Origin of the sequence: Rubrivirga litoralis, from assembly GCF_031846415.1 — a bacterium.
Taxonomy (GTDB): Bacteria; Bacteroidota; Rhodothermia; order Rhodothermales; family Rubricoccaceae; genus Rubrivirga; species Rubrivirga litoralis.
Window position 1 is genome coordinate 39,550 of the sequence record NZ_JAVRHT010000027.1, and the last position, 13,234, is coordinate 52,783.

The following is a 13,234-nucleotide window of genomic DNA, read 5'->3' on the forward strand; positions in this document are numbered from 1 at the left end:
GGCCGGCGTCGAGCGCGTGCCCGTCGCCGGCGTGCTCGCGCGCGACCCGGCCGTGCTCGCCGACGTGGCGCGGCTGGTCCCCTCGGCCGTCGCGCCGACGAACTCGCGCGGCGAGACGCTCCTCTACCTCCGCGGCGCCGGCGAGCGCCAGACGGCCGTGCTCCTCGACGGCGCCCCGCTGACGGTGCCGTGGGACCGCCGCCTCAACCTGGCCCTCGTCCCGGCCGGCGTCGTCGGGAGCCTCGACGTGGTGCGCGGGCCGGCGTCGCTCGCGTGGGGACCGAACGCGGCCGGCGGCGCGCTCGACCTCGTGCCGCGCGCGCTGCCGTCGGACGGCGCGCTGACGGAGGCCGAGGCGTCCGGCGGCCTCCCCGCCCGGGGCCGCCTCGCCGCGACCGCGCTCCGGCGGCGCGGGCCGTGGAGCCTCACGGGGTCGGCCGACGCCTCGGCGTCCGCGGGCGACGCGCTCGCCGCACGGCTCCCGTTTAGCCAGGACGCGGGCGCGCTCCGCACGAACACCGACCGCCGCGCGGCGAGCGCGCTGGGCCGCGTCGTCTGGGAGCCCGCCGGCCCGCACCGGCCGACGCTCGCGGTCACGGCCCTCGCCGTCACGGCCGCGCAGGGCGTCGCGCCCGAGGGCCACCTCGACCCGGCCGCCGAGCGCGTCCGCTTTTGGCGGATCCCCTCGTGGCAGCAGGCGGCGCTCGTCGTGCGCGGACGCATCCCCGCCCGCGTCGTCGGATTGGACGCGACGGCCTGGGCGAGCGGCGCCCGCCAGACGATCGACCAGTTCGCGGGCGCGGATTACGACGCGCGCGAGGGCGGGGAGGAGAGCAGGGACCGCACGGCCGGCGGCCGCCTCGTGGCCCACGCGGTGGGCGGGGCGGGGACGGTCCGCCTCGTCGCCCACGGCCACGTCTCGACGCACGACGAGGGCGGCCCGAACGCCGAGCCCGAGCGCTTCCGCGAAGCGGGGTGGCGCCTGGGCGTCGAGGCCGAGGGCGAAATGGGGCCGGTCGCGCTCCTGGCCGGCGCCGCCCTCGACGGGTTCGACCCGCTCAAAACCGCCGGGCGGACGTCGAGCGGCGGGTTCCGATCCGTCGCGCTCGTGGTGCGCGCCGAGGCGCCGGTCGGCCTAGCGCGCGTGTGGGCCGGCGTGTCGCGGGCGGGGCGGTTCCCGACGCTCCGCGAGCTGTTCGGCGAGGCGCTCGGCCGGTTCGCCCTCAACCCCGACCTCCGCCCCGAGGCGACGTGGCAAGGCGAGGTCGGCGCCCGCGCCGAGGGCCGCCGCGTCTCGGGCCGCGCCGCCGTCTTCGTCCGCCGCACGGCCGGGACCATCGAGCAGGAGCGGCTGCCCGACGGCCGCCGCCGCCGCGTCAACCTGGGCGGCAGCCGCGCCGTCGGCGTTGAGGCCGAGGCCGCGCTCCGCCTGGGCGGGGCGGCCCGGCTCGACGCGAGCGGCACCGTCCTCCACCTCCGCGGCTGGACCGACGACGCCGACGGCCTCCGCCTCCCCGAGCGGCCGGCCGCGCTCGGCCGCCTCGCCCTGACCGTCCTCCCCGCCCGCGGGTGGACGGCCGCCGCCGAGTTCCTCGCCACCGGCCCGGCCGTCTCGCTCGCCCCGGGCGGGATGGCGGACCTGCCCGCGTCCGTGGTCCTAGGCGGCCGCGTCGGCTATCGGTGGGCCGTCGGGCGCGGCCTGCTCGGCGCCTTCGTGCGCGTCGACAACGCGGGCGACGCCGCCGTCTTCCCGCAGGCAGGCCTCCCCGCCCCCGGCCGCGAGGTGCGCGCAGGCCTCCGGTGGGTGGGGTGAGGGGAAATGGGAAATGGGAAATGGGAAATGGGAAATGGGAAATGGGAAATGGGAAATGGGAAATGGAGCGTGCGGGCGGGGTGGCGCTGAATTTGTTCCGCCCCGCCCAGGCACGGCGGAGCGGTCGAGACGACGCCGAGGCTTAGCCAGGGCAGCGGCAGTCCCCCTCCTGGCCACCGCGCAGCGTCGGCGCAGCCAAGAGGGGCTAGGGGTGGTGGACGATGCGGGCGGGGCGGTCCTGAACAGCACCGCCCCAGCCGTCGGGCCGCCCCGCCCGGACGCCGCGGCCCGACGGCGTTGCATGCAACGCCGCTACGACGGCCGCCCCGCCCGTGGTGTGGGCGGGGTGGCGCATCTCCGCTGCCCGCTGCGGTAGCTTTCCCCGTGCGCCCGTCCCCCATCCGTCGTGTCTGCGTCTACTGCGGCTCCCGCCCCGGCGCCCGCCTCGCCTACGCCGAGGCCGCCCGGTCTCTGGGGACGCTCCTCGCCGAGGCCGGCATCGGGCTCGTGACCGGCGGCGGCCGCGTCGGGCTCATGGGCGTCGTCGCCGACGCCGTGCTCGCGGCGGGCGGGGAGGCCGTCGGCGTGATCCCGCATGCACTCGCCGAGCGCGAGGTGGGCCACGACGGGCTGACCGCGCTCCACGTTGTCGCCTCGATGCACGAGCGGAAGGCGACGATGGCCGACCTCGCCGACGCCTTCGTCGCGCTCCCGGGCGGGCTGGGCACGCTCGAGGAGATCGCCGAGATGCTGACGTGGGCGCAGCTCGGGCTCCACGACAAGCCGTGCGGGCTCCTCGACGTCGAGGGCTACTACGCCCCGCTCGTCGCGTTCGTGGACCACGCCGTCGGCGAGGGGTTCGTGGGCGCCGAGCACCGCGCCGCGCTCGTCGTCGAGGCCGAGCCGGCGGCGCTCCTCGACCGGCTGCGCTCCGCCCCGCCCCGCCCGTGACGCTGCCTCGCCCGTTGGGTCCGCTCGTGACGCCGCCCCGCCCCGCCCCGCGTGCGGACACGGCGAGCCGTGTCCCTGCGAGTGCCCGCCGTGGAGCGGCCGCCTTCTCCACCCCGCTTCGGCGGGCGGGGTGGGCGCCCCCCGCGCCCCGTTCCCCTGTTCCTGCCGGCTCGCAGAGCTGGTCCTGCCCGTGCTGAGCCGCCGCGCCGCCTGGGCGCTCGCTGCCGTCGTCGCCGTGGTGCTCCTGGGCTACGTCGTGTGGCCGAACCTGGCCACGTTCCGGCTCGGCCTGGACGGCGCGCTCCTGGCCGACCTGTTCGGGCGCCCGCGCGCGGCCGGCGCGCGCGGGCTCGTCAACTCGGTCGCCGTGTCGCTGGGGACCGTCGCGGGCGGGGCGGCCGTGGGGACCGCCCTCGCGTGGGCGCTCTGGCGCTACGACCTCCCGCTCCGGCGGACGCTGGGCGCCGTCGCGGCGCTCCCGCTCGCGCTCCCGCCGCTCGTCGGCGTGCTCGCGTTCCTGTTCCTCTACGGCGAGTCGGGGATGCTCCCGCGCGGGCTCCAGGCGGCGTTCGGGCTCGACGCCGTGCCGTTTGCGTTCGGCGGCGTGGGCGCCGTGCTCGCCGTCCACGTCTACGTCTTCTACGTCTACTTCTACCTGTTCGTCGGCGCCGCGCTGGCCGACCTCGACGGGTCGCTGCTGGACGCGAGCGCGGACCTGGGCGCCGGGCCGTGGACGACGTTCCGCCGCGTCGTGCTCCCGCTGCTCCGCCCCGCCCTCGTGGGCGCGGCGCTCCTCGTGTTCATGCTGTCGATGGCGTCCTTTACCGCCCCGCTCCTGTTCGCCGAGGGCGAGCCGTTCCTGACGACCCAGATCTACCAGTACAAGACGAACGGGGCGCTCGACCGGGCGGCCGCCGTGTCCGTCGTGCTGACGGCCATCTGCCTCCTGTTCCTCGTCGGCGCCGAGCGCGGGGGGAAGGCCGTGGGCGGGGCGGCCAAGGGCGTCGGGCGCCGCCCCGCCCCGCTCCGCAGCCCGTGGGCGCGGGCGCTCGCGGGCGCCCTCGTCGGGCTCTTCCTGGTCGTCGTGCTCCTGCCCGTCGCGACGGTCGTCCTGCTCTCGTTCGTGGCCGAGGGGACGTGGACGACGCAGGTGCTCCCGGACACGTTCACGCTCGCCAACTACGCCGCGCTCGCGACCGAGGCGGACGTGTTCGCGCCGATCGTGAACTCGCTCTGGATGGCCGGCCTGGCGACGGCCGCCAACGTCGTGTTCGGCGTGGCGACGGCGCTCGTGGTCGTCAAGGGCCGCGTGCCGGGGCGGGGCGTGCTCCGCGCGCTCTCGCTCCTCCCGTTCGCCATCCCCGGCACCGTCATCGCGCTCGGCCTCGTCGTCGCCTTCGACGAGCCGACGGCGCTCGCGGGCGGGGCGGTCCTCGTGGGGACGGTCTGGCTGCTCCCGCTGGCCTATTTCGTCCGCCACATCCCGCTCGTGGTCCGCTCGGCGCAGGCGGCGCTCGAAGGGTTCGACGACCGGCTGGGCGAGGCGTCGGCCGACCTCGGCGCCGGCCCCTGGACGACGTTCCGCCGCGTGGTCCTCCCGGCGATCGGGCCGGGTGTGATCGCGGGCGCCCTCCTCACGTTCGTGACCGCGCTGGGCGAGTTCGTGGCCTCGATCATGCTCTACGTCTACGCCAACCGCCCCATCGCCGTCGAGGTGTTCTCGCAGCTCCGGGTCTACGAGTTCGGTCAGGCGGCGGCCTACAGCGTGCTCCTCATGGTGCTCGTGGGCGCGGCCGTCGTCCTCAGCCGCGCGCTGGGCGGGGCGGGCCGCGTGGGGTGAGGAAAGTGGAAAGTGGAAAGTGGAAAGTGGAAAGTGGAAAGTGGAAAGTGGAAAGTGGAAAGTGGAAAGTGGAAAGTGGGCGGGGTGGCGCTGAATTTGTTCCGCCCCGCCCGCTCCGGCCCGAGCGGGGCGGTGGAAGTGGACACCAACGCCGGCCAGGAGCGGCGGCAGTTCCCCTCCTGGACACCGCGCAGCGTCGGCGCAGCCAGGAGGGGCTAGGGGTGGTTGTCGCTACGGGCGGGGCGGTCCAGCATGGCGCCGCCCCGCCCGCTGCCGCCCCGCCCAACAACGGGCACCCGTAGGGACACGACTTGTCGTGTCCGGGGCAAGCGGAACGGCCCGGTCAGGCCCCGCCCCGCCCGCGGCGTGCCGCCGGGCCAATGCGGACACCACGCGTGGTGCCCCTACGAATCCGCCCCGCCCTCACGCGGTGCGGGCGGGGTGGCGTCCTGCCGCTGCCCGCAAGATCCACACGGCGCCCGCGCACGAGCCGGCCCGCCCCGCCCGTACCTTCCCGAACCGCTCACGACCGTCATGAAGATCACCGTTCTGGGGGCCGGGGCCATCGGGTCGGCCGTGGCCTACGACCTCGCCCGCACCGACGCCGTCACGCGCGTCCAGGTCTGCGAGGCCCGCCCCATCACGCTCCGCGCGTTCCGCACCGAGCGCGCCCACCCCAAGGTGCGGACCTACGAGGCCGACGCCCGCGACACGCAGACGCTCGAGCCCATCCTGGCCGGGAGCGCCGTCGTCGTCTCGTGCGTCGGGCCGGAGCACAGCGCGCGCCTGGCGCGGCTGTCGCTCGCGCTCGGCGCCCACTTCGTCGACCTCGCCGATCCCGACGCCCTCTGCGACGCCGAGGCCGCACTCGCCGCCGAGGCCGAGCAGCGCCAGCGGTGGGTGGTCATGGGGTGCGGGCTGGCGCCCGGGCTCGTCGGCGTCCTCGTCATGTGTGGGATCGAGGCGCTCGCCGAGGCGACGGCCGCACGCATCCGCGTCGGCGGCGTGCCCGAGGAGCGGGGCGAGCCCTACGGGCACCGCCTGGCGCACTCGGCCGAGAAGCTCCTCGACGACTACACGGCCCCCGCCCCGGTCCTCCGCGACGGGGCGCTCGAGACGCGCCCGCCGCTGACCGGCGTCGAGGCCGTCGAGGTCCGCGGGTTCGGGACGATGGAGGCGTTCTACACGAGCGCCGGCCTGCGCTCGCTGGCGACGGCGCTCGAAGGCCGGCTCGACCGGCTCGACGCCAAGATGCTCCGCTACCCGGGCCACGCCGACCGCATGCGGTTCTTGCTCGACCTCGGCCTCGCCGACAAGACGTCGCTCGACGTCCGCACGCACCTGACCTACCGCGACGTGCTGGTCCGCCGGCTCCGGCAGCGGCTGGGCGGCCCCTACCGCGACGCCGTCCTCCTCCGCGTCGAAGTCGACGGCCGCCGTGCGGACGGCGAGGCCGGAACGCTGGCGTACTCGCTCGTCGCCCGCCCCGGCGAGGAGGCTGGGCTCTCGGCCATGCAGCGGTGCACCGGCTTCCCCGCGTCCGTCGCCGCGCTCCTGCTGGCCCAGCGCGGGGTGCCGGGGGGCGGGGCGGGGGCCGCCGAGCAGGTGCTCCCGCCCGAGCCCTTCGTCGAGGGGCTGGTCCAGCGCGGGCTCCAGATCGAGGAGCAGTGGGCGCCCCGCGCGGTGGCGGAGCCGGCCTAGCCGCCCCGCCTGTCGTCCCCGCCCCGCCCGGCGCCTACGCTGCCGGCATCTCGTCGTGCTCGCGCGCGAGCGCCGCGTCCGCGCCGTCCAGGCGCCGCCGCCCCGCCCACGCGAGCGCCGAGACCAGGGCGAACCCGAGCGCGGCCAGGCCCAGCGCGAGCGGCCACGCCTCGCCGGGCGCGAGGAGCACCGACGGGTCGGGGACCCGCTCCGCCACGCCGTCCGACCCCACATGCTCGACGTACCCGACCCACGGCCAGAGCGCGCGGAGCGAGCCGGCGAGGAGCCCGACGAGGACGGCCATCGTGAGGTCGTGGTGGCGGTCGAGGAGCCAGCTCAGCCCCTTCGCCGCGAGCCCCAGCCCGACGCCGGCCCCGAGCGCGAACGTGGCGATGTAGCCCACGTCGAGCGACCGGAGCGCTTCCAGCGTCGGCCGGTAGAGTCCGAACACTTCGAGCAGGAACGCCCCGCTCACGCCCGGCAGGATCATCGCGTTGATGGACACGGCCGCCGTGCCGGCGATGCGGAGCACGCTGGGGTCGGCTGCGTCCCCGCTCCGCGGCAGCCCGACGAGGACGAAGGCGACGACGGCGGCGACCGCGGCAACCGCGAGGTGCCACGCGTGCTGCTCCTTCCGCTCGCGCCACGGGACGATGAGGGACGCGGCGACGAGCCCGAAAAAGAGCGCCCGACACTCGACCGGGTAGCGCACGAGGAGTTCGGGGATAAACAGCGAGCCGACCCCGATGGCGAGACCGATCCCCATGACGACCGGCAGCAACAGACCCCAGTCGAGCGCGCGGAACGCCTGCAGCGCCTCCCCGCCCCGCCCGCGCGCGAGCAGGAGGACGGCCGAGAACCCGTCGCCGATGGCCGAGATCAGGTCCTTGTAGATCCCGACGATGAGCGCCATCGTGCCCCCGCTCACGCCGGGGATGATGTCGGCGCTCCCCATGAGGAGGCCCTGCGCGAGGTGCTTGATCAGAGGCATGGGAGGAGGTACAGGGTACTCGGTACGGGGTACGCGGGGGCGGGGCGGCGTACCCGGTACCTCGTACCCGTACCCGCCCGGAGAGCGGCCTACCCCTCCCCGCTCACGAGGGGGACGAACACGACGCCGTCGAACGTCTCGTCGCGCGTCTCGTCCGGGCCGACGCGCGTGATCCGGTGCAGGACCTGGTGGTCGGGCGGCCCGACGGGGATGACGAGGCGGGCGTCGGGGCGGGGCGGGGCGGGGTCGCGGAGCTGGGCGACGAGGTCGGGCGGGACGGCGGGGCCGCCGGCCGTGACCACGATGGCGTCGAACGGGGCGTAGGCCGGCCACCCGCGCGTGCCGTCGCCGGTTCGCGTCCGCACGCGGATGCCGAGGCGGCCGAGCGTCTGGTCGGTCCGCGACAGGATGGGCGCGTGGCGCTCGACCGAGAACACGCGGGCGCCGAGCGCGGCGAGGACGGCGGCCTGGTAGCCGCTGCCCGTGCCCACCTCGAGCACGCGGTCGCCCTCGCGGACCGCCAGGAGCTCGGTCATGCGGGCGACCGTGAACGGCTGCGAGATCGTCTGCCCGAGCCCGATGGGGAGCGCCACATCGTCGTAGGCCTGCGTCAGCAGCGACGAGTCGGGGATGAACAGGTGGCGCGGGACGCTGCCCACGGCGGCGAGCACGCGCTCGTCGGCGATGCCCTTGGCGCGGAGGGCGGCCACGAGGTCGGCGCGGCGGCGGGCGGCGACGCGGTCGGTGAGCGGCATCAGGGGGCGGGCGGGGCGGGCTCGTCGTCGTCGCGGCGGGCCGGCGAGAAGGCGGCGTTGAACCGGGCCTCGACCTCGTCGAGCGAGAGGTCGACGTCGAGCTTCCCGTTCTCGGCGACCGAGATCTTCCCGGTCTCCTCCGACGTCACGACGACGAAGGCGTCGGTCCGCTCCGTGAGCCCGACGGCGGCCCGGTGGCGGAGGCCGAGGTGGGGGTCGAGCGTGCGCGCGTCGGAGACGGGCAGGATGCACCGGGCCGCCTCGATCTTCTGGCCCTGCACGATGACGGCGCCGTCGTGGAGCGGCGAGTTGGGGAAGAAGATGGACGTGAGCAGGTCGCGCTCGACCTCGGCATGGATTTGGGTCCCGCTCTCGACGTAGTTCCGCAGGCCGGACGAGCGCGCGAACGCGATGAGCGAGCCTACGCGGTCCCGGCTCATCTCGCGGAGCGCGCCGACGACCTCGTCGGTGATCTTCTGGCGCGGCGGCTGCGTGACCAGCCGGCGCACGAGCGGGTTGCGCCCGAGCAGGAACAGGGCCTGCCGGATCTCGGGCGCGAACAGGATGAGGACCGCGAGCACGAACACGTCGCCGACGGCCCCGAACAGCGTGTTCAGCGTCGTCAGCCCGATCGCGCGGACGACCTCGCTGAGCGCGTAGATGCCCAGCAGCGCCACGGCCACCTGGACCGCGATCGTGCCGCGGATGAGCCGGTACCCCTGGTACACCAGGACGGCTGTGAGCGCGATGTCGAGGAGGTCGAGCCACCCGACCGGGACGAACCCGATCCGGAACACCTCCAGAAAGAGGAGGGCCGAGGGCGGGGCGGGTACCAGACTCACCGGCCGCCCTCGGCTCCCGCCCCGCCCGCGTCCGCCCCCCCCGCGTCCGCCCCGCCCGCGTCCGCCCCGCCCGCGTCGAGGGCGGCCGTGAGCGTGCAGAGCGTCTCGACCGTCGCGCGGACGTCGTGGACGCGCACGATGGCTGCCCCGCGCACGACGGCCAGCGCCGCCAGCCCGAGCGACCCGTACAGCCGCTCCGAGACCGGGGCGGGGTGGCCGCCCCGCCCGCCCCGCCCGGCGCGGGCCAGAACGGCGCCGACCGTGCTCTTGCGCGAGACGCCGACGAGGACCGGCCGGCCCGCCGCCGCGAGCCGGTCGAGCCCGGCGACCAGCCGGAGGTTGTCGGCGACGGACTTCCCGAACCCGAACCCGGGGTCGACGACCACGTCGCGGACGCCGGCGGCCTCGGCGCGCGCGGCGGCCCGTTCGAGCGCCGCGGCCACGTCGGCGACCACGTCGCCGTAGGCGTCCGCCGGGGCCGCCCCGCCCGTGGCCCCGAGCGCGTGCATGACCACGAGCGGGGCGCCCCACTCGGCCGCGGCCTCGGCCGTATCCGCCCCGCCCGCCACGTCGTTGACGAGGTGGGCGCCGGCCCGGAGCGCCGCGCGCGCGACGGCCCCCTTCGTCGTGTCGACCGAGACGAGGAGGCCGGGCACCTCGCGCGCGATGGCCTCGACGACCGGCACCACGCGCGCCGTCTCCTCGTCGGCCCCGACCGGCGCCGCGCCCGGCCGCGTCGACTCGCCGCCGACGTCGACGACCGCGGCGCCCTCGTCGGCCATCTGCGCCGCACGGTCGACGGCGGCGCGGACCGTGGCGTAGCGGCCGCCGTCGGAGAACGAGTCGGGCGTCACGTTGAGGACGCCCATCACGAGCCCGGCGCCCGGCCGCGCGTCGAGCGTCCGGCCGCGGCAGTCGAGCGCTCCGCGGGCGCCGTCGCGGGGCGCGGGCCGCGGGGGCGGGGCGGGGGCAGAGCGGGCGGCGGGCATGGGCGGGGCGGGGGCCGGAAAGCTACCACCGGCGCCTCGGGCGGGGCGGGGCGGCGGACCTTCCGTCTTCATTGTTCGTACACATGAGTGGCCCCGGTGGTAGACTCCCCCTCGCCCGGCACTGCTCCCAGCGCGGTCCCCCGACCGCTGCGCCACCGCCCGACCCGCCGCCTCCCCGCCCGACCCGCCGCCTCCCCGCCCGACCCGCCGCCTCCCCGCCCCGCCATGTACGTCCCCCGCAGCCAGCAGATGCTGGACCAGTACCTCCAGGAGATCGGGACCATCGACCTCCTGACGGCCGACGACGAGGTGCGCCTGGCCCAGCGGATCAAAGAGGGCGACGAGGAGGCGCTGCACCAGATGGTTCGGGCCAACCTCCGGTTCGTGGTCTCGGTCGCCAAAAAGTACCAGGGCCAGGGGCTCTCGCTCTCGGACCTTATCAACGAGGGGAACTACGGGCTCATCAAGGCGGCCACGCGGTTCGACGAGACGCGCGGGTTCAAGTTTATCTCGTACGCCGTCTGGTGGATCCGGCAGGCCATCCTCCAGGCGCTCGCCGAGCAGGCCCGGGTGGTCCGGCTCCCGCTCAACCGGATCGGGACGATCTCGAAGATCCGCAAGGCGTCGGCGCGGCTGACGCAGACGTTCAACCGGGCGCCCAACGTCGAGGAGCTGGCCGCCGAGCTCGACCTCAAGCCCCAGAAGGTCCGCGACGCGCTCCGCCACCAGGTCCGCCACCTCTCGATGGACGCCCCGCTCGGCGACGACGACGACAACAACCTGCTCGACGTGCTGGCGGACCTCGAGGACCGCCCGCCCGACGAGCACCTGCTCGACGAGAGCGTCCGGGCCGACGTCGAGCGGGCGCTCGCGACGCTGCCCCCGCGCGAGGCCGAGATCACGCGGCTCTACTTCGGGGTCGGCCGCGAGAGCCCGATGACGCTCGAAGAGATCGGGAACGAGTTCGATCTGACCCGCGAGCGCGTGCGCCAGATCAAGGAGAAGGCGCTCCGCAAGCTCCGCCAAAAGTCCCGCCGCGATGACCTCGCCGACCACGCCGGGTAGGCCGCCCCGCCCCGCCCACGGGGGCGGCCAACGGGGGCGGCCAACGGGGGCGGCCAACGGGGCGGGGCGGGAGCCGCGCTGCGCGCCGTGGGCGGGGTGGGGCAACGATTTGGGGCGGGGCGGCGTTATAGGGAGGCACCTCCTGCACCACCCCGCCTATGCGCACCCTCGCCCTTTCCGTTCTAGCCGCGTCGGCCCTCGTCGCGCTCGCCGCCCCGCCCGCCGCCGCGCAAGACGCGCTCGGCCTCGACACCGAGGCGATGGACCCCGAGGTCCGTCCGCAGGACGACCTGTTCCGGGCCGTCAACGGCCGCTGGCTCTCGACGACCGACATCCCCGCCGACAAGAGCCGGTACGGCTCGTTCGACATGCTCCGCGAGGAGGCTGAGGACAACGTGCGCGCCATCATCGAGGACGCCGCCTCGGGCCGCGAGGTGGACCCCGACGCCCGCAAAATCGGCGACTTCTACGCCGCCTACATGGACTCGGCGCGCGTCGAGGCGCTCGGGCTCGCCCCGCTCCAGCCGGACCTCGACCGGATCGAGGCGGTGAACTCGGCCGAGGACCTCGCGCGCTACTTCGCCCAGAACCGGACGGGCTTTGGGCCGTCGCCGGTCGCGGGCTACGTGAGCGTCGACGACCGGGACTCGGACCGCCACGTCTTTTTCCTGACGCAGTCCGGGCTTGGGCTCCCCGACAAGAGCTACTACCTCGAAGACCGCTTCGCCGACGCCCGGGACGCCTACGTCGACTACCTCGCGCGGCTCTACGAGCTGGCGGGGTGGCCGGACGGCGCCGAGGCGGCTCAGACGGTCCTCGACCTGGAGACAGAGTTGGCCGAGCGCCAGTGGACGCGCGTCGAGAACCGGGACCCCGAGGCCCGCTACAACCCGATGTCCGTCGCGGACCTCGGGGCGGCCTACCCGAACGTCCACTTCGACGCCATGCTGGACGAGATGGACGTCGCGGACCAGATCGACTCGCTCGTCGTCCGCCAGCCGTCGTACCTCGCCGGGCTGGACAGCCTGATGGCCGAGGTGCCGCTGGAGGACTGGACGACGTACGCCCGCGCGCGGGCGCTCTCCGAGGCCGCCGGCCTGCTCCCGGCCGCCTACGGCGAGGCGAACTTCAACTTCTACGGCCGCGCGCTGAGCGGGGCGGAGGAGGACCGCCCGCGCTGGAAAAAGGCCGTCGGCGCCACGAGCGGCGCGCTCGGCGAGGCCGTCGGGCGGATCTACGTCGACCGCCACTACCCGCAGGAGGCGGCCGACCGGATGGAGGCGCTCATCCTGAACCTCCAGGAAGCCTTCCGCCAGTCGATCAACCAGAACCCCTGGATGACGGACGCGACGAAGGCCGAGGCGCTCCAGAAGCTCGACAACTACACGTTCAAGATCGGCTACCCCGACGTGTGGGAAGACTACACGGCCCTCGAGGTCTCGCCGACCGACCTCGTGGGCAACGCCCGCGCGGCGGCCGAGTGGGCGTACGAGGACAACCTGGGCAAGCTGGGCGAGCCCGTGGACCGGACCGAGTGGGGCATGACGCCGCAGACGGTCAACGCGTACTACAACCCGGCCTTCAACGAGATCGTTTTCCCGGCCGCCATCCTCCAGCCCCCGTTCTTCAACATCGAGGCCGACGACGCGGTCAACTACGGCGGCATTGGCGCCGTCATCGGCCACGAGTTCTCGCACGGGTTCGACGACCAGGGCAGCCAGTACGACGCCGAGGGCAACCTCCGCAACTGGTGGTCCGACGCCGACCGCGCCGAGTTTGAGGAGCGGGCGGACCAGATCGTGGCGCAGTACGACGCCTACGCCCCGTTCGACGACGCCAACGTGCAGGGCTCGCTCACGCTGGGCGAGAACATCGCCGACCTCGCCGGCCTCACGATGGCCTACCGCGCCTACCAGATCTCGCTCGACGAGGACGGCGACGGGGTCGTATCGCCCAGCGAGGAGGCCCCCGTCATCGACGGCTACACCGGCGACCAGCGGTTCTTCATGGGCTGGGCGCAGGTGTGGCGCATCCTCCACCGCGAGCCGTACCTCCGCCAGCTCCTCCAGGTCGACAGCCACAGCCCGGGCGAGTACCGCGCCAACGGCCCGCTCGGCAACGTGCCCGCGTTCTACGACGCGTTCGACGTCGAGCCCGGCGACGCGCTCTACGTGGCGCCCGAGGACCGGATCGTGCTCTGGTAGCCGCCCTGGCCACCCCGCCCTCGCTCGACCGCCCCGCCCGCGTTTGTGGGCGGGGCGGTGTCGTTTTGGGGTACGAGGTACAG

General features: G+C 75.2%; 11 protein-coding genes. 6 read left to right on the plus strand and 5 right to left on the minus strand.

Annotated features, from left to right (window positions below; genetic code table 11):
• Positions 1-16 precede the first annotated feature (16 nt).
• Positions 17-1,813 carry a TonB-dependent receptor plug domain-containing protein gene (locus RM540_RS11705; protein WP_311664272.1) on the plus strand — a complete coding sequence of 599 codons (1,797 nt, stop codon included), beginning with the start codon at positions 17-19 and terminating at the stop codon, positions 1,811-1,813.
• 205 nt (positions 1,814-2,018) lie between these two features.
• On the opposite strand, the gene RM540_RS11710 is transcribed toward RM540_RS11705, so the two are convergent.
• A complete protein-coding gene (locus RM540_RS11710; protein ID WP_311664274.1) occupies positions 2,019-2,168 on the minus strand; it encodes a hypothetical protein in 150 nt (49 codons plus the stop codon).
• Between the two features lie 44 nt (positions 2,169-2,212).
• Here RM540_RS11710 and RM540_RS11715 point away from each other — a divergent pair, with 44 nt between their 5' ends.
• From RM540_RS11715 to RM540_RS11725, 3 genes are all read left to right on the plus strand, one after another.
• Complete coding sequence (locus tag RM540_RS11715; protein WP_349256325.1) at positions 2,213-2,764, plus strand: LOG family protein; 552 nt, start codon at positions 2,213-2,215, stop codon at positions 2,762-2,764.
• 190 nt (positions 2,765-2,954) lie between these two features.
• Positions 2,955-4,604, plus strand: coding sequence for an ABC transporter permease (locus tag RM540_RS11720; protein WP_311664278.1), 1,650 nt, complete (start codon positions 2,955-2,957; stop codon positions 4,602-4,604).
• Between the two features lie 534 nt (positions 4,605-5,138).
• Positions 5,139-6,305 carry a saccharopine dehydrogenase family protein gene (locus RM540_RS11725; protein WP_311664280.1) on the plus strand — a complete coding sequence of 389 codons (1,167 nt, stop codon included), beginning with the start codon at positions 5,139-5,141 and terminating at the stop codon, positions 6,303-6,305.
• 34 nt (positions 6,306-6,339) lie between these two features.
• Here RM540_RS11725 and RM540_RS11730 read toward each other — a convergent pair whose 3' ends face one another.
• The 4 genes from RM540_RS11730 to folP all read right to left on the minus strand — a co-directional run bounded on the left by RM540_RS11730 (position 6,340) and on the right by folP (position 9,882).
• On the minus strand, positions 6,340-7,296 hold the full coding sequence (locus tag RM540_RS11730; RefSeq protein ID WP_311664282.1) for a DUF368 domain-containing protein: 957 nt from the start codon (positions 7,294-7,296) through the stop codon (positions 6,340-6,342).
• Positions 7,297-7,385: 89 nt separating this feature from the next.
• Positions 7,386-8,051: a protein-L-isoaspartate(D-aspartate) O-methyltransferase gene (locus RM540_RS11735; protein ID WP_311664284.1), complete on the minus strand. Its 666-nt coding sequence runs from the start codon at positions 8,049-8,051 to the stop codon at positions 7,386-7,388.
• Positions 8,051-8,893: a diadenylate cyclase CdaA gene (cdaA, locus tag RM540_RS11740; protein ID WP_311664286.1), complete on the minus strand. Its 843-nt coding sequence runs from the start codon at positions 8,891-8,893 to the stop codon at positions 8,051-8,053. The genes RM540_RS11735 and cdaA overlap by 1 nt, the downstream gene beginning before the upstream one ends.
• A complete protein-coding gene (folP, locus tag RM540_RS11745) occupies positions 8,890-9,882 on the minus strand; it encodes a dihydropteroate synthase (RefSeq protein WP_311664288.1) in 993 nt (330 codons plus the stop codon). The genes cdaA and folP overlap by 4 nt, the downstream gene beginning before the upstream one ends.
• 225 nt (positions 9,883-10,107) lie before the next feature.
• On the opposite strand from folP, the gene RM540_RS11750 reads away from it, so the two are divergent.
• Both RM540_RS11750 and RM540_RS11755 read left to right on the plus strand, forming a co-directional pair.
• Positions 10,108-10,947, plus strand: coding sequence for a sigma-70 family RNA polymerase sigma factor (locus tag RM540_RS11750; protein WP_311664290.1), 840 nt, complete (start codon positions 10,108-10,110; stop codon positions 10,945-10,947).
• A 158-nt stretch (positions 10,948-11,105) separates the two neighbouring features.
• Positions 11,106-13,151 (plus strand): M13 family metallopeptidase, encoded by a 2,046-nt coding sequence (locus RM540_RS11755; protein ID WP_311664292.1) that lies wholly within the window; start codon positions 11,106-11,108, stop codon positions 13,149-13,151.
• The last annotated feature ends 83 nt before the right edge of the window (positions 13,152-13,234 follow it).